The organism is Paenibacillus sp. J22P143 (assembly GCF_059692035.1).
On the sequence record NZ_JCAUAQ010000003.1, the window covers coordinates 390,737 to 413,058 of the forward strand.

Annotated in this window: 14 protein-coding genes and 1 pseudogene; 2 read left to right on the forward strand and 13 right to left on the reverse strand. The window is 46.4% G+C overall.

Going from position 1 to position 22,322, the window contains the following annotated elements:
• Positions 1-14: 14 nt before the first annotated feature.
• The 9 genes from AC58PQ_RS08610 to AC58PQ_RS08650 form a co-directional block, all read right to left on the reverse strand.
• Positions 15-4,760, reverse strand: a complete 4,746-nt coding sequence (locus tag AC58PQ_RS08610; protein WP_497241551.1) for a discoidin domain-containing protein — start codon at positions 4,758-4,760, stop codon at positions 15-17.
• A gap of 617 nt (positions 4,761-5,377) precedes the next feature.
• The gene (locus AC58PQ_RS08615; protein WP_497241552.1) at positions 5,378-10,516 is read right to left on the reverse strand and encodes a beta-N-acetylglucosaminidase domain-containing protein; all 5,139 of its coding nucleotides are present in this window, start codon (positions 10,514-10,516) and stop codon (positions 5,378-5,380) included.
• Positions 10,517-11,089: 573 nt separating this feature from the next.
• Positions 11,090-11,761: an ABC transporter ATP-binding protein gene (locus AC58PQ_RS08620; RefSeq protein ID WP_497241553.1), complete on the reverse strand. Its 672-nt coding sequence runs from the start codon at positions 11,759-11,761 to the stop codon at positions 11,090-11,092.
• A gap of 62 nt (positions 11,762-11,823) precedes the next feature.
• Entirely contained in the window at positions 11,824-12,525 is a 702-nt protein-coding gene (sigK, locus tag AC58PQ_RS08625; protein ID WP_477589383.1) for an RNA polymerase sporulation sigma factor SigK, read from the reverse strand.
• A 197-nt stretch (positions 12,526-12,722) separates the two neighbouring features.
• Positions 12,723-13,187 (reverse strand): D-sedoheptulose-7-phosphate isomerase, encoded by a 465-nt coding sequence (locus AC58PQ_RS08630; RefSeq protein ID WP_497241554.1) that lies wholly within the window; start codon positions 13,185-13,187, stop codon positions 12,723-12,725.
• Positions 13,188-13,240: 53 nt separating this feature from the next.
• A complete protein-coding gene (locus AC58PQ_RS08635; RefSeq protein ID WP_497241555.1) occupies positions 13,241-13,717 on the reverse strand; it encodes a hypothetical protein in 477 nt (158 codons plus the stop codon).
• Between the two features lie 68 nt (positions 13,718-13,785).
• Entirely contained in the window at positions 13,786-14,574 is a 789-nt protein-coding gene (locus AC58PQ_RS08640; RefSeq protein ID WP_497241556.1) for an alpha/beta hydrolase, read from the reverse strand.
• 6 nt (positions 14,575-14,580) lie between these two features.
• Positions 14,581-15,381, reverse strand: a complete 801-nt coding sequence (locus AC58PQ_RS08645; RefSeq protein ID WP_497241557.1) for an SDR family NAD(P)-dependent oxidoreductase — start codon at positions 15,379-15,381, stop codon at positions 14,581-14,583.
• Positions 15,381-16,343: a Gfo/Idh/MocA family protein gene (locus tag AC58PQ_RS08650; protein WP_497241558.1), complete on the reverse strand. Its 963-nt coding sequence runs from the start codon at positions 16,341-16,343 to the stop codon at positions 15,381-15,383. The genes AC58PQ_RS08645 and AC58PQ_RS08650 overlap by 1 nt, the downstream gene beginning before the upstream one ends.
• 29 nt (positions 16,344-16,372) lie before the next feature.
• Here AC58PQ_RS08650 and AC58PQ_RS08655 point away from each other — a divergent pair.
• Both AC58PQ_RS08655 and AC58PQ_RS08660 read left to right on the forward strand, forming a co-directional pair.
• Positions 16,373-17,795 (forward strand): annotated as a pseudogene (locus AC58PQ_RS08655) (NAD(P)/FAD-dependent oxidoreductase).
• Positions 17,796-17,981: 186 nt separating this feature from the next.
• A complete protein-coding gene (locus tag AC58PQ_RS08660; protein ID WP_497241559.1) occupies positions 17,982-18,323 on the forward strand; it encodes a LytTR family transcriptional regulator DNA-binding domain-containing protein in 342 nt (113 codons plus the stop codon).
• Positions 18,324-18,396: 73 nt separating this feature from the next.
• Here the strand turns inward: AC58PQ_RS08660 and AC58PQ_RS08665 are convergent, their stop codons facing one another.
• The 4 genes from AC58PQ_RS08665 to AC58PQ_RS08680 all read right to left on the reverse strand — a co-directional run bounded on the left by AC58PQ_RS08665 (position 18,397) and on the right by AC58PQ_RS08680 (position 22,318).
• A complete protein-coding gene (locus AC58PQ_RS08665) occupies positions 18,397-18,807 on the reverse strand; it encodes a hypothetical protein (protein ID WP_497241560.1) in 411 nt (136 codons plus the stop codon).
• Between the two features lie 109 nt (positions 18,808-18,916).
• A complete protein-coding gene (locus AC58PQ_RS08670) occupies positions 18,917-20,182 on the reverse strand; it encodes an MFS transporter (RefSeq protein ID WP_497241561.1) in 1,266 nt (421 codons plus the stop codon).
• Positions 20,179-20,628 carry a MarR family winged helix-turn-helix transcriptional regulator gene (locus AC58PQ_RS08675; RefSeq protein WP_497241562.1) on the reverse strand — a complete coding sequence of 150 codons (450 nt, stop codon included), beginning with the start codon at positions 20,626-20,628 and terminating at the stop codon, positions 20,179-20,181. The genes AC58PQ_RS08670 and AC58PQ_RS08675 overlap by 4 nt, the downstream gene beginning before the upstream one ends.
• 454 nt (positions 20,629-21,082) lie before the next feature.
• Positions 21,083-22,318 (reverse strand): ABC transporter permease, encoded by a 1,236-nt coding sequence (locus AC58PQ_RS08680; protein ID WP_497241563.1) that lies wholly within the window; start codon positions 22,316-22,318, stop codon positions 21,083-21,085.
• Positions 22,319-22,322: the final 4 nt, after the last annotated feature.

Sequence of the window (22,322 nt, forward strand, 5' to 3'; positions counted from 1 at the left end):
AATTGCCCGATGAGCTATTGAATGATTATTCTAGCGATGGCTGCGAGATCGACAATGTCGATATTACCATTGCCGTCTACATCCGCCGCTGTGATGATATGCCAATCCGGACTCGTAGAGTCTTTACTATAGTTCGCCGCAGCGAAGCCTAGATCACCGATGCTAACTTTGCCATCGCCGTTTACATCTCCAGGGATGCCTACTTGCTTTGGCGTAACCTGAATGCTGATTGACGATCCAATCGCTTTCGTTTCACTTCCTTGGTCATCACCAAGCGTTGCATCCGTTACAGCAACGATTCCGGTAACCGGCTCCGTTACGACCTTCGCATTGAAGAGCATTTCGGCTACTTCCAGCGTCCCAGTTACGGCATGATCGGTACCCAGGCTCGCCATAATCAGGCGTAGTGTTCCCGATTGATCTCTGGACTCGACAATGCTCAAGCCTTCTAGCATCGACTTCGCTGAAACAAATTCCATAGCGCCCGTATCATAGCTCAGCTTGATGTCCTGGCCGTAAATGTTTTGTGTGACAGATTTCAGTCCCAAACGGATTGTAAACGTACTGCCTGCTGTGGCGGCGCTTGTTCCGCCAAGCGTTGTCGCAGGAAGTGCGACTTTGCCTGCCTCGAACGCCGCTACCGCCGCGTTCAGCGCAGTTACCGCCGCATTCACTTGCACCTGCGTTGCTGCCGCGTCGTCACGCGTAGCCTTCGCTGCGTCGATCGCTGTTTGCAGCGTCGCTTTCAATCCTGCTGCGTATTCACCTGGCGTGCTGCCCTCTACTGCCGCATCGTGTTTCGACTGCGCCGCATCGATTGCCGACGAAAGCGCTGTTTTCATCGGCGCTTCCGTGTACGGCGTCGCAGCCACAACATTGGAGAAACCGCTAGCTCCTCCTGCGTTAACGGCTTTTACTGCGAACGCATAGCTCGTTCCGTTGGTCAAGTTGGTGACAGTGTAGTTGTTCGTTGTAACATTGGATTGGACGATCATCCAATCCAATGGTTCAGCAGGTGCTGCCGTGCCTTCAAACTGGTATACAACGTAGGTTACCGGTTCTGTTCCCGTTGCAACGTCCCATTTTAAAGCAACAGACCTAACTCCTGCTATGGCGGTCAGGTTCGTCGGTGCCGGCATTGCCAGTCTATAATGTTCCGTCATTACTTCGCTGTCGGTCATCCCGAGTTTAACGGCGATTGCTTTAATTGTCATTTCCGCTGTGACTTCGATCGGACCCATATATTTTGTGCTGTTGCTGGATGGAACGCTGCCGTCCATCGTGTAGAAGATCGTTGCGCCGTCTGTCATCGTGCTCAATGTAACCTGAGTGCCAGCCGGCACTTCACCACCCATGGTATCTGGTACCGGAGCGGCAGCTTTTTGCTCGTCAGGCATGCCGTAAGCATTTATTTCATAAATGGAGTACCCGTAATTGGCATTAAAAGGTTCAAGGCATTTCACTCGAATATAACGGGTCGTTTGGTTCTCAATACCTCCGATGCTAATCTTTCCGCCAGTAAATCCCGTTATTATTTTCATATCGTAATACTCCACCCCATCAAGTGAACCTTGCAATATAAAGGTTTTGGCATATGCGGCTTCCCAAGAAATGTACACCTCGGAAAGCGAGTAATTTCTCCCCAGATCTATGGTAATCCATTGTTCTACCGTACCGTTTGTACCGCTGTCATTGTTTGAACCTGTCCCTGTCGCTCGTTTGGAGCTCCAACGGCTATCCGGATTTTCATCCATTCCATCTACTGCTTTGTCTCCAATCCAGGGTTTACCAGGATAAACACTTGAGGTCGTCACCGGTTTATTGAAAGCCACATTTTGGGCGGATTCGATGTTCTGTAACTCTGCGATTTCAACATCTTCCAGTGTTCTGTTGTAAATCACCAAATTATCGAGACTGCCTTGTGCATGATTCATAATTTTTTCTGTCGGGAGTACGAAACTGGAAGAGTAACGTATATTGTTCAAAGGCGTTTTGATGCTGGCAGCTTCTCCGACATATCTACCATTCACATAAAGCTTTGTCTTACTGCTATTCCTGTCATTTGCGCCCGTTTTATAAGTTAATTCTTCCTTCAAGGTAATATTAACCCACTCATTGGCAGGCAGCCTGTAATCGAACAAGAAATCATATGCAATCCCCAGTTCACCGCGTTTAAAGCCCAACTTGCCAGTACCGTTGTAGTTTGCGTATAAAGTACCTTCTCTTCCAGCAAATATTTCCGTATTTTCCGGAATGCTCGACAAATGAATATCAAATGAAACGGTATAAGGGAAACCGACGCTGTTAAACGGTAACGAGATATATCCATCTCCATTTAAAACAATTCCTTGTCCGTTTGTTCCGTTTCCTAGAACTCCGTTGATGACTTCAGCGCTGTACATATTAGGCGAGGTATCCTCAGCATAGCCCTCCGTTAGTTGATCAAAGGTATATTTTGCGATAATGTCGCCTTCCGACTCTACAAATCTTCCTGGATTAGCGCCCCCGGCAACATTGTACAAGGCCTCGGCGCGTTCCAAAAATTGTTCTGCGGTTTGGCCGTCTGTTTTTTCACCGTACCAAGTTTTTTCGGCTGTTATGGCGACGGCGCTTCTCATTCTGTCAAAAATATCAAATTCCGAGAATCCTCCGCCAAAAGATGTCATATCATTCCAAATGGCAAATTCGGCGCCTTTGGTTTGCGGATGAGCAATCGGCATAATGGCAGTTCCGTCTCCTGCACCTCTTGCCGGCCAAAAATTATTGACATCAAATTCATTATATAGATTAGTCAAATTCAATCGATCGGGATATCCGGCATTGGAACCGGGCACAGTATATAACCATCCGCCCACCGTATTAATGATATCGTAACCCGCTGCGTACATTTCCTTTACGTCGGACCAGTAAGGCGCCCAAATGTTCATCGTAGCTTCGTTCGTTACCGGAGTCGTGCCATTGAAGCCTTTCGTACCCAGCGAACCCCAAAGTCTCGTTTCATAGCCTTTGCCGTTGACGTACTTAATCAATTTATCTGTATAAGCACGCATCAACTCAGAGTATGATTTATTATATTCGTCTGTGCCTATATGGAATTTACGGGATTGAATAACAGGATCTTCGCCATCCAAATACTCATCCAACAAGTCCAATACAAAGTTGACGGTATTTGCATCCCGAATATCAAGGGCACCCGCAGAAAGCATCGTTACGCCTGGCACGCCTCTAAAAGCCTCCGAGTGATAAGGAGTGTCGATTTCTGTAACGACATCAATGCCATATCGCTTCATATTCTTTTGATATTGTTTGTAGGCTTCCTTCGTATAGTATCCGTCTTTTGCAACAATTTGCGGGTATTTTGTGCTTTCCAGACGAAATGCGGAATATCCGGAGCTTCCCCAATAATCATTCACATGGATTTGTATTTCATTCATTTTGAACCAAGCCATATAAATGGTCATTTCTTTAAGATATTCAAGCGGGATATACATTCTTCCCACATCCATCATGCCCGACCTCACCTTATATTTCGGGTAATCGCGCGACAGACCTTTGGGAACATGGACATGATCCTTGTCTTGATATAGAATCTGCGTGATGGATATTCCTCCATACAGTATGCCCTTGGCTTTTGAAGCAGCAATAACGATCATATCGTTGATATCAAGGTTGTAACCTTCTTCGCCAAGAATGGATTGGGCACCATCCAGGGTCAGCACAATATCGCCGGGCTGAGCAGGGCCCGTACCTATTTGAATATCCTTATTCAGCATGTCCTTGAAATAATATTGAATCGTGTTGGCGGTTTCTAGTATCGAATCATCCGCTACCACAATCTTCGAGTTGTCTGTCAAAACAAAGTTTCCAGTATGACCTTTCCATTCCCGTAAGCCGGGCAAAACTTTAGGAACTGGGTTGTCCCCGCTTTCTTGTGCATATTGGCCTGGAACTACAAAATGAATATCCTGCTGTGAAGTGGCAACATCACCGGGATCGGCGATATTTTCCACCTTGTACAACAAATTAACGTCCATATCGACTAATGGATTATTGACAGTGCCATCCAGTGCAATCACTTCTTGTGTATCAGAACCGTACAGACTGATTTTATAATTTTCATTCACTGACGGTAGAATAAGCTTCTTGCCATCTTCCGACAGTATTAACTGTTGCTTTTCGGCGTCTTCCAGCGCTAATTGGGCTGTATAGGAAGTATATCGGTATACTTCCAATTCATAAATGCTTGAACCATAATACGAACCATTGGTATGTTTCCATTGCTTATATTGCTGATATTTTACATATCTGGCCATTTTGGGGCTGAAGGTAATTTCCTTTATCTCTTTAGCCCCGTTAGCGGCGCCTGTCACCTTGTACACGCTTTCATAAAGATTGCCGTCGGCGGAAATAAACACCTCATATTCAGGCGAAGTTGCATGGAAATTAAGTTTTATTTTGCTTAATGTATTTACTTCTCCCAAGTCAACGATCAGCCACTGATTGTCCAGTTTATCCGCGGACCAGCGTGTGTTCGGATCACCATCGACCGCTTTTCCCCCTACAAATTGTGGATATTTCCATACTTCTCCGATCCGTCCTCCTTCAACGCCTGAGTAGGTTACGGGTTTAACCAGCGCCAGATTCGGATTTGCAGGCTCATTCCCTTCCGCCGATACTAAGACTCCCTGAAACAAATTTGTTATCAATAAAAAAATGACGAGTATCGCAAACTTGATTTTGCTGCTTCTAATTATTTTCATGTATAACCTCCCATAGGAAATTCAGAGTCGAGCAACTTCTGCCGTAAATCGTCAGGATCGCTCGGCGTAGTCAGTTCGATAAGCCATTTTCTTTCACATCATTTGATTTGTAATATAGCTGAAAAATCTGGACTTAACGATGTAGTTAAGTGAGGCCAGTTTTCATTCTAGATCCACCTCCTCAGTCAATTGATTTATTCCGAAAGTCTTCCATTCGAGAATGGAACGATTCTTGCATTGGTCGCGCTACTACTTCCGCAACAAGTCGACGCAATACATACAGTGGACAGGATCATGCTCCATCCATTGTTATCTAAATTTTCTCATTGTGATGAATTCCTTATCCTTTTGAAAAGCTTTTATATTATCATAAGAGTTGGTCTAAGAACTAACAATTGAATTTTGTCCACTAAATAGTCAATAATGTACTGACTCTCGAAAATGATCAATTGCGAACTGGCCTGATTGGCTTAATCCCCCCATAAATAATGGCAAATAAGACTGCGTTGCTTCAAAAATCATGGAAGCAACGCAGTCTTTATTTCAGTTCCCCGAGAGCTATACCTTTTTCATGTCATCGCGGTCTTAGTTGCAGGAAGCCTTTTTTGATTTCCTTATTACTCAAGAATTTTATTTGCTACCGTTGCAAGGTCTTCGATATCAATGACGTTATTTTTCACAATATCCGCTATCGGATTCCAACCTTCATCTGCAGACGTTTTACCATACGCTGCAGCGACAATGGCCAAGTCGCCGATGGATACTTTGCCATCTAGGTTGAGGTCGCCTTGTGCGGCAATGATGAGCGAATCCTCGAAGGATTGTACAGCTGCTTGCAGCGCTGCCAGCGCTTGCTCTACATTCGTTTGAGTTGCAGCCGAATCGTTCAATACAGTAGTAGCACCTGTAATTGCCAACTGCAGCGCAGCTTTCGCACCAGGTACGTACTGTCCAGGCAGATGGCCCTCAAAAGCTGCATTATGCATCGCTTGAGCAGACAAGATCAGTGAGCGTAAAACGGATTTATCCGCAACTCCGATGACAATGCTGTGCGAATCGCCGGTCAACTGAGTTTCTACGCCGCTGCCGTTAGCAATCTTGATGCTGGCCAGCGAAATGGCAGCTGATTGCGACTGTGCAAGCGATTTGGCTTTCCAGTGAAGAGCCAACAAATCGCCGGTAGCATTAGGAGCATTAGCGCCTGTGCTTGCTAGAATCAGTCTGAGCTGACCTGGTTTTTCCGATTTGTTAACAATGACGAGTCCTTCCACTAACGATTCAACAGATTTGAATTCCAGTACGTCCGGGTCATAAGTGAAGGTTACATCCTGTGCATAAATGTTTTGCACGTTATTTAACCCATACTTGACTATAAAGTCTGATCCGCTTTGAACCGCACTTACACCAGTCAATGCAGCTGATGGCCCAACAATCGGCTTTGTTACCGTTACTTGCGCTTCAGCAAAGTGCCCGCCGTCAGCCGTCGTTGCTCTTATTACTGCGCTTCCTTCCTTGATTCCAGTCACAACCGCATGATCGTCAACGATCGCGACTGTTGCCACTGTGTCGTCACTGCTGTTCCATGTGATAATCTTATTCGTTGCATTCACCGGCTGAACAGTTGCGTTGAGTGCTGTCGTTTGCCCTACTTGAAGCGAAACCTCAGGTTTATCAATAACTATGCCTGCTACCGGATAGACGGTCTGCGGTCCATCTGCGACATAGAGCTCGTTTAGACGCAGGCCCGAAGCTGCGTCCCATTTCAGTTTGAATTCGCTGGCTGGCGTATACGCGCTCAGATCAATGTTCTGATACGCGCCTGAAAAATTACCGACGTCGATCCATCCCTCCGTGGCGCTCTGCGAGTCTCTTTTGACCATCAGTTTTACTGCCGTTCCCTCGTTTTTCATTAGGATCAGATTGGTCGCGCCCGGCGTGTTGATATTGTTGTACAACAGCTCTCCCTGCAAGTTGCCGACATCAACATAGCTGAAAATATCATTATCGAGTACCTTCTCCAGGCCGCCTAGATTACCTGAGACAACAAAGGTGTTTTCCTTTACGTTTTTATTAATCTCGACCTCGATGACCTTGAGCCACTTATTCTGCACACCGTCTGTGAGCTTCACATAGCGACCTAATTTACCTCTACAGTCGACGATATTGATGTTGCCCGCATTACTGAACGTGATCGGATCGTGCCAGTTTGTTCCATCGGAACTGAATTCAATTGTTCCGGAGGAAAACACGTCCGTAACAGAGTTGATGAGCATGTCATATATCGGTATCTCGCTACCCAGATCGAATATAAAATACCGGTTTGCAGTAGGGGATGGCTTGAGCCACAGATACGTGGACGGATTGCCGTCTACAATATTACCCACATTTCCCTCATAGATAGTGAGATTCTGAGCGCTTGCCGACAAGGTCGGCGAACCGCCAAATTTTACCGAAAGCTCGGTAAGCGTGAAGGACCTTGCCTCCTGAGAAGCGTTCCTCACACGGATGTATTTCGCCGCAGTGATATGCGGATCCGACCAAGGCATCGCGCTCCAGTTTATCCCGTCTGCCGAGAACTCGGCGAACAGAGACTTGAGGCCCTCATCGATTTTCAGCGAATTTGCGTTTTTCAGCTTGTTGAATTTGAATCCAAAATAATCACCGGGTTTCAGCGTGATCTCTGCAACATTCCGCAGCGCTGCAGAAGCGCCTGCAAACGACAGCTCCTGATTCTCCAGTGCAGATACGTTGGTATAGATTGCTGCTGGTTTTTCCGCGTTTACCTGAAACTCCTTAACCGATAAGCCGCTGTTGGGCGATCCAGTGTTCACGTCGGTGAACTCATCCGTCGCGCGGTAACGCAGGAATTTTGCGGAAAGATCAAGTCCCTTCACAGAGACCGTGCTCGTATCGAATTCCCCAACCATCGTCCAAGTTCTATTGTCAATTGAAGCTTCGAGTATACCTTTTTTATAGTATTTCGAAGTGTCCATCGCGATGGATACGTTGTCGATCTGTGTTTCCTTGCCCAGATTCACGCCGAAGTACGCACCGCGAGACACCACTGCTCCCGAACCGGTCGACGTAACTGTCATCATATCACCGTCCAGCATCTTCGTGTAGTCCGCGGTCGAGCTGCCGAAACCGATAATTTTAGGCGACAGAGAGAGCGTTTTCATAAGCTGCGTTTCCTGCAGGTTCAGGATCTCCTCGGTAAATGGCGCGATCTCTTTTTGTGCAACGATCTTGGACGCTGACACCGCTGTCTTAAGCTCCGCTCTGCGATCGGAAATCAATTGCATGGCCGCTTGGATGGATGCCGGATTATCAACTGAGATCGTGCCCAAACCCATTAGCTGCTGTACGGCGTTCTTGCTCGCCAGTGCGATCTTCCTCATTTTGTCCAGCCATGGCATGAGTTCTCCCGAGATACCGTTTGTACCCGAATACGACTTCAGCGTGTCTACGGCGTCGATAATCTCTTGGAACGAACCGACCAAAGACGCGCCATATGCCGAAATATTCTCGCCGCCTGCCAATGCCTGTTTAAAGGCATTCAACTGCGGCAGCAGGTAGAAAGATTCCCCCGCGTCAAATGGGTTTAAGCCGTCCGATGCATGCTGTGAAAAAATGCGAAGTGCGCTCGCTGCCTGGGGATTATCCCGAATGATGAAGTTAAACGAATCCTGCCAAGTTTGCTCATAATTGTACTCGTCGGTGTTCCAAGTATAATCCGCCACGCTGAACAGCGATACCTTGGACGCTTGCGCCTGATTCATCGGGTTAGAGGTTAAGCCCGAAATATTCTTAACGCCGGAGGAAAGTCCTTTGGACGGACCCATATGGACATAGCTTGAACGCCCCAGATCGTTTACCGGATAGTTCCACCAAATATAGACTGGTCTATCGATATACTGCGTTACCCAGTCGACGACGCTCTGTGTGATTGGCGATACGACGTTATCACCTGTCCACATGATTTCAACATCCTTCGGGAACTTGCTAATATTTTGCAGGTAACTGATTGTTGCCTGACTGCCGCTGTCCTTGCGATAATACTGCGGGCAAAAGATAATCGGTTTGACATCGCCCTTGGGCTTGATGTATTCGCTGTCGATCCGCGTGATGAAGCTCACGAGCTGAGCGTTGTTTGTCGCGGAATCATCAAAGAAAATAGCGAATTGACGGACGCCAATACCGTACAACTGGTCGAACTTGTTCTTGAGTGCTTGAATGTCGGCTTCCGAACCGAGATCGATCTTGCCGCCGACATGGGCTGCCCAGACAAATGCAACGTTGGTCTCCCGCCCCTTATCGACCAGCTCTTTCAGTTCGGCGAGCTTAGCGGACGGATAAGGATCTTTCCACTGCGCAGCATGATAGGGATCGTCTTTGGGCCCGTACAGATAGGAATTCATTTTGAAGTCTCCGCCAAACGTCATTAAGTCCTTGCGGTTCGCGTGCGACCATGGCGTGCCGTAAAAGCCTTCGATGAAGCCGCGAAATTTAATATCCGCATAATCTTCGATCAGAACATCGCCCAAAAGGCCGTCCGACTGCCCCAAGAGCTGATCGAGCGTGGTGACTCCGTAAAACGCGCCGCCGTTGTCTTTGCCCATGATAGCGATGACCCTGTCCGATTCAGAGGACTTGAGCACATATCCATCATTCTTTTTCACGGAAACCGCCGGATCGAACTTTCCGTTTAAGTACGCATAATCAGCTCCCATGTCATTGTCGATGCCGATCAGAACATCGATATCAACCAATGACGCGTCCTGCGCCTCTTTCGTGACGGTGAAGCCACGTTTCTCGAAAATAATTTGCGCCTTGGCAGCGGTATTATCGCTTACGCCATTTTCAAACACCAGATTGATCGTTTTCCCCGTAAGCTGCATCTCTCCGTCGCCGTATGCGTAACCGTGCACCTCTGGATAAAAGACATATTTGCCTGAAGCCTTGCCTCTTACTACAACCGGGTAGTCCTTCGTATCTGACGCATTGTTCTTCGTTAAGGTCGCGGTAAGCGTAACCGCTTGATCCTGCTCGCTTCTTGTAACTGTGGCACTGCCGCCGTCAATAGCGATAGCGTTGCTGTTCGACGTCCATGCGACGCTAACGCCGTTTTGATAGGTCAATGGAAGACTGAAATTATTTAATACCCGCTCGGGCACCGTGATGTTTTGCTTAGCTATTGCTACGTAGTCGCTGTCCTCAAGCGGCGCTTGAAACACACGTAACTCATACAGCGAGTACCCCCATACGTTCAGAGTGCCATTCGAGTTCAGACGGGGCCGTACGCCTTGAAACTTCACATAGCGCGCTGTTACTGGCGTATTTAACTCAAAGGTGTCCGTTCCTCCCGTCGTATAATTGGCGCTATCCTCACGAACCTTCGATGAAATTTCCGTCCATTGCATGGCATCGTCGGACACCATCAGCTTGTACTCTGTGGGAAACCTCTCGAGAGCAGCCTCTATCTTGTTGAACCGATACCGTTGTCCCAGATCGACGTAAATCCAAGATGCATAAACAGTCGCATTATTGCCCGAATTGGACGCCCAGCGTGTACCTGCATTACCGTCAACAAGATTTTCCTTTATGAAGCTGCCGTCATGTCCGCTTTCGAAAACCGGCTTCCCCAACGCCAGGTTAATGTTGGTCGTCACGATCGCGGCCGCTGCAGGCGTGTAGTTGAACATCGTCGACATACACAAAAGTGCTAAAAGCGCTGCTAACATCCTCGTTTTCATCATTTTATCCCATCCTCCCATCCACGTAAACATTGATAATATCTGCGTTCTGCGCTTTGGCGAACACGAACTGCATAAACACTTAAAGTCAGAATTATTAGGATCGTTTGGATACCAAAACTGTGGATAATTGGATATGATCGCGCAATGGATCCCCCATTCACCCTTGGGGTTTACCCTCCCATCACATTTTTATTTATTCGTTTTGGGTAAATTTCTTGCTGGCCATTGCTTTCTTGGATTTCCCTAATTTAAATGTCCTCCCTAAAATTTTGCGGTAGTAATATTACACCTTAATCATATAAACTTTTGCGGTCGACAAACATTGAATAAATCACTATTAATGGTTAAAAACGTATTATCTTTTTTCTAAGAGGACATGGGCAGTTTATCGCGGACGGATCGCTTCTTTAAACATGTACAGTTATTTCATCGATCATAGTCTATAGAATACTGCCAGTTAGCCGGGAAAGGCAGAAGAATTCAGACCTAGCCGCTTTCATTTAACTTGAAAATCAAATAGCCCTACGATTTCTCGTAAGGCCAGTATCAATTAGCTGTATTTTCAATCCCAATCTAATGAACTAACTGCCCATCCCGAAACCTTACAATCCGCTTCGCCTGCTCCGCAACCTGCCGATCATGCGTAATCACAATAATCGTCCGTCCCTGCTCATTCAATCGTCTGAAAGTATCCATAACCTCCGCGCCAGTCTTCGAATCCAGCGCCCCAGTAGGCTCATCCGCTAAAATAATCGCCGGATTGCCCGCTAATGTCCTCGCAATTGCAACACGTTGCTGCTGTCCACCGGACAGCTCGGAAGGAAAGTGCTTCCTACGATCCAGTAGATCAACCGCATCTAACGCTTGCAAAGCCAGCGGCTCCCGCTGCTTTCGCGATAATCCCCGGTATATCAACGGTAGCTCCACATTCTCATAAGCGCTTAATCTCGGCAGCAGGTTGAAGCTCTGGAAAACGAACCCGATCTTTCGATTCCGAATCTCAGCCAGCTGTGAATCCTTGAGGGAATGAATCTGTTTCCCATCAAGGACATACAGGCCTTCGTCTGAAACATCCAAGCAACCGATTATGTTCATCAACGTGGACTTTCCAGACCCCGACGGCCCCATAATAGTAACAAATTCACCCTGCGCGATATCCAGCGAAACATCATCCAAAGCCCTTATTGTCTCTCCACCCATATAGTAAAACTTACTAACATGCTCAATCTGAATTAAGGCTGACATTGTCTTCGCCTCCATTATTTGAAGCCAAATAAATGAAGAATACGATGCTCCAACCTAACGACTTATCGCTTCGCCTTATAAAATTCATGATATAGCTTCATAAGTGCCCGTTTCTCGATACGCGACACATACGAACGCGAAATACCCAGCTCCTTCGCAATCTCTCGCTGCGTCCGCTCTTCGCCACCAAGCTCCAAGCCAAATCGACCGACTACAACTTCCTTCTCACGGTCGTCCAATATCTCCAGATTGCGATAAATCTTGCTCTTCTCAATCTTCAGCTGCACCGCATCCACCACATCGTCCGCCTCGCTGCCGAGGATATCGATCAACGTAATCTCGTTCCCCTCTTTGTCCGTTCCAATGGGATCATGCAGAGACACATCTTTGCGTGTTTTCTTCAACGAACGCAGATGCATCAGGATCTCATTCTCGATACAGCGCGCTGCAAAAGTCGCTAACTTCGTGCCCTTATTCGGCGAGAACGATTCGATAGCTTTGATCAGTCCAATCGTCCCTATCGAAATCAAATCTTCCAAATCTTCACCCGTATTGTCGAATTTTTTTACTATATGCGCGACAAGTCTCAAATTGTGTTCAATTAGCTTGTTTCTGGAATGCTCATTCCCTTCAGCCATTTGCCGCAAGTGCCTTTCCTCTTCTTCCTCTGTTAGTGGCTGTGGAAACGCATTGTTCTTAACGTAGGATACAAGCAAAGTTAGCTGCTTTATTAATACAGCGATTGCGCTAAAGAATCCAGGCATTCCAGCTACCCCCTTCAGTGTTTGCGGATCTTAGCTGTTTTGGAAGCCTCCGCTTAGTGATTAGTATTAGTGTATGTGGGTATGAGCCTAGAAGTGCCTGTACCTAAATACTTACTTGATGAAGTGATTCAGACTACTCTGATAGAACACATACAACAAAGGCACCCCTTCTCATTGCGAAAGAATGCCTTCATTGTTCATGTATGCGGAAAAAAATGCTCTTCAAGCATTAAACATAATGTATGATAGATGGGTAAATGAAGCTCTTGTATGTCGGATGTACGCTCCCCTGGCACACATAGAGATACATCGCACAACTCAGCGAGCTTTCCGCCCTGTTTCCCGCTTAGGGCAATGGTTGTCAGCCCCTGGACTTTGGCAACTTGTACAGCATGAACGACATTTGCTGAGTTTCCTGATGTACTGATCGCTAGCAGTATATCTCCACTTCGCCCGTATCCGTATACTTGTTGTGCGAACACCATATCCGCTGCAACGTCATTGGAGAAAGCTCTCATTAAAGCAGATTGGCTGACTAAGGATATGGCCGGGAGCGCTTGCTGAAGGTGCTCTGCCAAATAACGACCCTCATCGGAGTAAGCCGCGACCAGTTTTTCAGTTGTTCTCGTCTCAACGGGACGCAGATGAGCGAACCCCTTCATCAATTCCCCAACGATATGATCGCTATCCGAAGCGCTTCCTCCATTACCGCATATTAGAAGCTTCCCCCTGCTTTGAACCCAATTTCCAATCGTGTATATGCCTCTTGGAAAGACGATTCACAGCATACTAATTCGGGATAGCGTTGCAGCAATCTCTTCAAATGATTAGTCATTCTTGCTCCTCCGATCGTGTTCCTCCAACGCAAAGTGAGCAACCGACAAGGCCGCATAATCGCCAACCTGCTCTCCAAGACCGGCAGGCACAATTTCACACACTCTTCTAGATAAACGAAGGGCCTCCTCCTCCAGCACACGAATGGCGATGGGCTCATAATTAAACCAGCTCGGCTATCCAAGGGGCCGCCGCAGCTAATTCCGATACTCAACAATTGTTTGACACCATGAACCGACATTAACTTGTGGAGTAAATCCTTAATCCCCTGAATCGCCATTGGCGGATCTTTCGGTGTAGGGAAGGATTGCTTTCCGAGTGGAAACAATTTCCCATCGATCAACTCCCCTAGACTCACGGAACACTTCGTTCCCCCAATGTCTATACCGCCGAAAAAGTCCATTGCCTCTTACCTTTTCAAATATATTAACGGCTGAGATGCCTCGCACAAAACGCTAGCGCTATCGGTATCCCCCTTGCTACCGTTGCCCACTCATGTCCACCTGATTCCTCCATGTATTCGTGAGGAACTCCAGCCTCAACAAGCCTATGATGGAACTCTACATTTATTGCATAGTCAAAGGCAGATCTCCCTACATAGAGCATAATGTTTACATTGGCAAAAGCTTCGATATTAGCTGCCGCTCGATATCTCTTTCGCGCCTGCTCATCCGTCGGGAACTCGTTCTGCACAGGATAATTCTCTTCTTCGTTATATTTACAGGGATTCGGATAATCCAAGAGACCAATGATCGAAACGAAAGTCCCCAAAAATTGAGGACGTGTCATGATATAGTTAGCAGCACCAAAGGCCCCCATCGACCAGCCCATAATACCTCTGGAACCGAAACCTCCTAGGATGCGAAAGTTCTTCTCTGCATAATCGATGACTTCATCTAGATATGCTTGATATCGACTCTCCTTTACAACGGGACTATCGATATAGCAACCGTTCTCTCCATCTGGAAATACGACGATACTGTCACACTTGGACAACTCCTGCCTCAGGCTCTCTTGACTGACAACCGTTAAATGATTCCTTCCCATCCCATGCAGCACCAATAACAGCGAATAACGATGCCGATTCTCTTCATAGTTTAACGGGAAGCTTACGGTAAAATGTTTCGTTTTCTCTAATGCCTTACTAAAATATTCGTACGTAATCGTATTTGGGGCGAATTCACTTGACTCGACGCTAAAGGGAACGTTTCCCATGCTTGATCAGCTCCCGCTTCTTCTCTGCTTATATAAATTGACGGCATACGGGCCGACAGCTGCAGCTCCCCCATCGATCATCAATGTCTCTCCAGTCATATTGATTGCAGCAGTTGAAGTAAGAAAGAGAGCCATCTCGGCAATTTCATTCGGTGATATGAACCTGCCTGTTGGAATCGACCACGTTCGCTCTCGGTAGATATCTGGAGGCGTTGACTCACGATATGTCTCTGTGTTTACCGGACCCGGACAAATCGCGTTCACTGTGATTCCAGAAGGTGCTAAATCAACCGCGAGTGCACGCGTTAGTGCAATGAGCGCCCCTTTCGCTCCAGCATAGAGAGGCAGGCCGGGAGGCGGATTCAGGCCTGCCGCCGATGCGATATTCACGATTGCACCACTCCCCCGTTCAGCCATTTGCTTAGCAGCATACCACGAAGTGTAATAGGAGCCGTGGACATGAAGGCGCACTCCCTTCTCCCATTCCTCTGGATCCGTATCAAGGAATCTTCCTTTGACGGGAGTGCCGGCATTGTTAATTAAGGCGGTTACTGGCCCCCATTCCCGCAAAATCGCTTCGAATGCGGACTTCACCGCGTTTCGATCGGTAATATCCACTTGCAATGGCATCACATCAGCTTCCGGATCGCCGCTGACAATGGTCTCCTTCGCTTGTATTAATCCCGACATCCCTCGGGCAATAATGACGACCCGCCATGCGCGGGAGGCGAATGCTGTTGCGATGGCAAGCCCGATCCCTTGCGAGCCGCCTGTAACTACGACAACAGGTTTATTCACACCTTCCATCAGTCCTCCACCGCCGTTTCGCTTAACTGTATGATTGTCCGCTCCGCACCTGCAGAATGAACGGCATCGACGATTCGCATGTCACGAAGCCCCTCTTCCAGTGAAACTTGAGGCGGCCTGCCTGCCCGTATATCCTCCAAGAATGTACGGTGCTGCTCGAACGGATTCGACTTATCCCCCATCTCGGGGAAGGTAACACCAGTGACTACCTGCCATTTTCCCGGCGTATCATAGTGAATGACCCGACCATGAAACGGTTGATCGGCCCGTATAAGCAGTGTGTCATTGTTCATGTATTGCACGGTTGCTTTCGAACCGAAGATACTTACCTCTTCTCCGGTGTAGCACCAGCCTGACCCTATTTCTGCTATGGCCCCGTTATCCAGCTCCATTAAGGCAGATGTCATATCATCGCCCTCGAGATGGTTGCACATTAGATTCTTGGATATGCTAGTTACTTGCCGAATCCGGGCACAAGACAGCCACTGAAGAAGATGAACATAGTGCACAGCAACCTGGATAAAGCTGCCGCCGCCGGTCCGCTCCTTGGACGCCCGCCAAATCTTGCCCGACCAGTTCAAACCGCCTGTGTGCGCTAGCTGCGCCCGCAGCTTAGCGATACGACCGAATTGCCCGCCTTGTACCATATCCCGGATATCATAAAAAAGTGGATGATCCAAACTATTCATGTACAAGCCGACAATTTTCCCGGCTTTCCTTGCTTCTTCCGCGATAGGCGCCGCTTCCTCAAATGTTCGAGCGACTGGTTTCTGGAGCAGTACATGCTTGCCAGATCGAAGTGCAGCAATCGCCTGAGGAGCATGATGATCGTTTGGCGTGCTGATGACGATAATTTCGGCTTCACTGCTCAGAACGTCCTCAAACGTTATAGAGTAGGCGCGTGCGCCAACTTCCTTTTGTGTCAGACGTGCTTCCGTGTGGCTAGGTTTTTTTGCGTCCAAAAATGACTGTTCCAGAGGAGACTACTGCTATGAAAACTTATGATTTTATCGTTGTAGGTGCAGGACCTGCCGGTATTTTTGCTTGTTATGAGATGACATTGCTTCACCCAAACGCGAACATTTTACTCGTTGACAAAGGCCACGATATTTACAAGCGCAGTTGTCCGATTCTTGAAAATAAAATCAAGCTTTGCCCGCCTCCCGCTGGTAAAGAAGGACTTCTCCGGTTGTCTTCCTGCGTGTTCGATCACCTCTGGTTTCGGCGGAGCAGGTGCCTATAGCGATGGTAAATTCAACATCACGACCGAATTCGGTGGGTGGATGACGGATTATTTAGCACCTAGTAAAGTCATGGAGCTCATTCGTTATGTAGACAGTATTAATCTCCAGCATGGGGCAACAGAAAACATAACGGATCCTACGAGGCGGTTAAAAATATTGAGCAACGCTCCTATTCGGCTGGCTTGAAGCTGCTTCGTGCGCAGGTTCGTCATTTGGGCACGGAACAAAATCTAATGATCCTCAAATCCGTCTATGAATATTTGAAATCACGCATCGATATGCAATTCAAAACCGAAGTTGATGATATTATTACAACTAAAAAAGAAGATAAAAACGTCATTCAAGGGATTCGTTTGAAGGATGGTACGGAGCTCCTAAGCAACTATGTCATGCTGGCTCCAGGTAGGGACGGATCGGCCTGGTTAACACAGGTTCTCAAGAAACGCCGCCTCAAAATGTCGAACAATCAAGTCGATGTCGGCGTTCGAGTTGAAACCTCCGATGTCGTCATGCGTGAAATCAATGAGCATTTATATGAAGGAAAATTCGTGTATAACACATCTGTGGGCACTCGTGTACGAACTTTTTGCTCGAACCCTTCTGGACATGTTGTGGTTGAGAATCACAGCGGCATCATGGCAGCCAATGGACATTCCTACAAAGATCCCGCGCTTGGATCTAACAACACGAATTTTGCTTTACTTGTCTCCCATAAATTTACGGAACCGTTCGATAAACCGAATGAATATGCGAGAGAAATATGTAAGCACGCGAATGACTTATCGAGCGGTGGCGTCATCGTTCAGAAGTTCGGGGATATCATGCGAGGGCGTAGATCCACTGCCGAGCGGATACGCGAAGGCTTCTTGGAACCTACTTTATCTGAAGCTGTTCCAGGAGATCTAGGGCTAGTTCTTCCATATAATACAATGAAAAGCTTAATCGAAATGATCCATGCACTTGAGAAAGTAACACCTGGTATTGCATCTGAGCATACCCTTTTCTATGGCGTTGAAGCGAAATTTTATTCCGCTCGTCCTAAGCTGAGCGAGAGCTTTGAAACGGAAATTAAAGGTCTATTTTGTGGCGGTGACGGGGGCCGGAATTACTCGTGGCCTTGCTCAAGCAGGTGCTGCTGGCGTTTGGGTTGCACGCAATATCCCGCTATAAATTATTTCCGAGGAAATAATTGCTCATTCGTCAAAAACAGCAGAAAACCAACATAATCTTCCTACTAGGACGAAATATGTTGGTTTTTTTTACTATCTTAACTCTTTTCATTCCCCATAGATTATGGTAAGATAAAACCGTCAAAAATAGTGTAAGCGTTATCATTTAAAGAAGGGGGCAAATAAAATGAATGTAGCGCTCGAAGTAAAGAACACCTATGAGGATTTTATTTTAGAAAAGGATATCATGTATTTCCGTGTTGGTGAACATGGCCTTGTCTCCTTTCATGGGAAGAACTACCATATCAAGAAACGCCTGAATACAGAACAAATCCAGGATATAACCTCAGACAACAGCTTTTTCAAAGTAAACACAGATTGCTATGTGAATACACGTAAAATCCAACATATTCAAGATGGCAAAGTATTTTTCGAAGTCAGAGGCTCCGAATCCAAATTCACGTCAATCACGAAGCTTCGCCAACATCGTCTGAATGAACTTGTACAACAACAGAAAGTTGGAGATTAGGCACAGTCGAAATTGAGAGCACAAAAAAGGAGCCAGCGAATCGATCGCCAGCTCCTTTTCCTTGCTATAACCATTATGAAATGTTGGCGAGTGACTCTTGTTGATGCTCGCGGATCAGAAAGCGTATGTAATCGACGGTTGTATCTTTAACTTTTTTGGCTTCTTCCAACGTAGCGAAGCTGTATTCAGCATAATCTGTGCTTTCATACTTGTTCAACTCTTCATTGTTCATGCCAAGCGTGGAGAAGTTATGAATGAGCTCATTGGTTGTTTTTGAATCCACATTTTTCACAAAAATATCTTTCGAAAAGAATGAGCCTTGTTTCTCCACTTTAAAAATGACGCGAAACGGCTTCTCCTTATCCGAAACAAAACATTTAATGACAACGTCGATTTCCATCGTTTTGTAATCCAAAGTGTGCTTCGGTTCCTGCATTGGTTGCTGCATTGATTTCTGTATCCATTTCTTCAATATCCCCAGCACAAGATCCCTCCTCACACATGAACTTATCCTCATATTGTAGCGAATACCTACTAAATTGACAACCTAAATGATGGAATCTTTATAATGTTAAGACGACTTTTCTCTCGGTTTAAGCAACTCCCTGTTCGTTACTAGCTTTCAGTTTGAGCGACGACTTATATTTCCACGTAATGAACAAACAGAGAAGCCCCGTTAGGACCCCACAGGTAACAAACGCGCCATTGGCACCAAAACGATCCGCTATGAACCCCGAGAACAAGCTTCCAATCGGTGTAGAACCAGCAAACACAAGGGCATACACACTCATAACACGTGCTCGATACTCATCCTTGGCAAACATTTGGAGGGCGGAGTTACTATTCGTAGCGAACATAATATTGAAGAAACCTGTACAAGCAAGCAGTGTTCCACAGACCCAAACTGAACCGCTCAGCCCGTTCATAATCAAGCAAATAGCGACCATACAGCTCGCAATCATGCTCACCTTAAGCTTCGGCCCCTTCTTACTGCGAAACGACATGGTTAGTGCGCCAGCTAGCGAACCGACTCCCAAACAAGACATCAACGTCCCATAAGTCGTCTCTCCCATATGCAGCACATTTTTGGTGAATACCGGTATTAGAATATTAAAGTTAAATGCAAGCGTACCAATTACGGTTACAAGAAGCACGGTCGGAGATAGGATCGGATCCTTGGCAATGTAGACAATACCATCCTTAATTTCTTTGAAAATGCCTTCCTTCGATCTTATCTTACGCACATAGGGTGCTGCCTCAATATGAAACAACCCATAAAGTACAGCGAGAAAGCTGACGCCATTCAGCAAAAAACACCAGCCAGCCCCTAACCAGGCCATCATCACAGCGCCAATCGAAGGGCCAACGATTCTTGCCATATTAAACGTCGTCGAGTTCAGCGCGATCGCATTCATTAGATCTTCTTTGCCCACAATTTCCACATTAAAGGACTGTCTAGTCGGCATATCCAATGTGTTATTTAATCCTAAAAGCAGGGCAAGTACAAGGATATATTCGTATCTAACCGTATCTGTTAATACCAATGCAGCCAAGGCAAAGGCGAGAAGCATCGAAACGGTTTGTGTCAAAATAAGAATTTTCTTCTTTGGAAATTTATCCACGATAATGCCGGCAAACAACGAAAACAATAGAATAGGAAGGAATTGACACGCCGCCACCATCCCCAGTTTAAGAGACGATCCCGTAAGTGTCAGAACGAGCCAGGATTGACCGATATTTTGCATCCATGTACCAATAAGCGATACACATTGCCCAAACCACATATAGCGATAATTCTTGTGGGTCAGCGCATGGAAATGACGATCAATGAACATAGACCCCGCAGCCCTCATATTCATAGGTCTACCTCTTCCTCTGCAAAATGAGCCGCATTGTGACCCATTTTTTCTAAAATAATAAGAGCCATCTGCTTCTCCTCATCCGACATGCCGAACGTCAATCGCTCACGCCAATCGGTGAGTACTTTGCGCACATCTTCTTTAATTCCGAGAGCTTTATCCGTCAAACAAACCTCGTTGCATCTCTTATCCTTTTCACTGACGATGCGCGTTATGTAGCCTTGCTCTTCTAGTTTTTTAAGTGCTTTCGCCGTCGTTCCTTTATCAATTTTCAAATAGTCGGACAGCTCCTCTTGCGTCAAACCATCCTCTTTATACAGCGCATTAAGGAAAATATGCTGACCTTTGCCGATGTCATATTGTTTCAAGTGGTCACCGATGTACATTTGTCCGTACCTGTAAATCAACGAGACCCACCTTGGAATCGAATTTCGCGTTTCAATCATCGTAACCCCTCCTTGTACTAAATAAATGGAAAAACGAACTAATTTACTTCGTCTAGAAGCCCAGCTTTCATACTTCTTAAATAAAACAAAATCCAAATCGTTGCACTTGCCACTAATTTAGTTTATGACGAATACGTTGCATTTGCAACTAATTTTTGACTGAAAATTGAAAATACCGCAAATTACAACAAAGTGAGTGTACAGGCGCTCCTATCCTGCGTACTCTGTGGGAGCGTTTTGACATTTCATTTGCGTGGAAAAGTGTGGAAAAAAAGCGAATTGAACGCCTTCAGCAAGATGAGCAAACACAGTTCCATGAAGGCGATGCTGTGAATTTAGATGACACTTCCTCTAATCAGTTATATCCCCGTGTAACATAAAAAGAACCTGCCACCATGTCTTTCAGTGGCAAAGCTCCTTTCGTTTTGTGGATTTATTACTCTAAAAAGGTGAGTTAAAATCGGAATTTGCGAACGCCCACTAGCAAACTGACAGCACCAATAGCAGTCAACACACCCACTGGCAGCAAAATGTCGCTGAATCCTTTGCCGTACACGAGTAAGTTGGAAAAACCATCCATCGCCCAGGCGGTCAATGTGATATGCGCTGCTTTCTGCATCCACTCTGGTACGATATATAACGGCCACCACGACCCGCCCAAAGCAGACATGCTAAGTACAACCAACAATGAAATACCCGATGCTTGTGAACGCGTTTTACACAAGGATGCTAGCAACATCGCCAAGCCTGTTGCCGCAAAAGCTGTGCTAAAAATCATCGCAAGGAGCCCCAGAATGCTTTCGCCAAGCCACATGTTGAACAAGAGTGCGCCTGCCCCAAACATGATCAAACATTGTAAGGATGCTATAAAAAAGTTGGATAACATTTTGCCAGTGAGAATGGAACCTCTTGAGATCGGCAAAGTCCGTAATTTACGCAACGTGCCATTTTCCCTCTCCTCCAGCATGACTGAAACAGCAGATGATGCACCCAGCAGGACGAACATAACCGCATAGCCCGGAACATTCGATTCGAACGGTGACGCTTTACGCTCATTCGACTGCAGATCTTGCGTTTCGACTTTGATTTTCGGATTAGAAGCAAGTTGATTCGTCTGCTCCTTCACTTTTTCGATTTGAGCACTCGTATCAATCTTGACCTGCCCAGCTCCCGCAATACCCGCCATCGTATTGACTGTGGTTATACCGACTGTCTCGGCTACTTGATGAATCATAAGGGTCGAGACATATTTCGAAACGGTTTCTGTGATCACACCTGGTATGACGAGGTCTACTGGATCTTTCAGTATGATAATTTTGGCTTCCGTGTTAGCTTGCATTGCTTCCGAATAACCTTCTGGGATAATAATCCCGCTTTTTAAGTCTTTAATGAGTTCCTCCGCTTTTGGCCGAGTCATAGGCTGTTCAATACCATTTGAATCTTTGTAAGTCGTAAGCAAATTCAACGCAGATACCTGTTTTAAACTGTCGACGAGGTCATTTGCCGCTTTACCCGAATCTTCTAGGACGACTGGAATATCAAATTGTTTAGATTCGCTTGAAAACAAACCGGAAAGTGCGAAACTTGCGACAGCGATGATGACAATTGGTGTAACAAATAAATACAAAAGCCCAGGAATGTCTCGAAGAATTATTTTCAAATCTTTAGCAGCGATGTGCCATGCTTTCATAAAT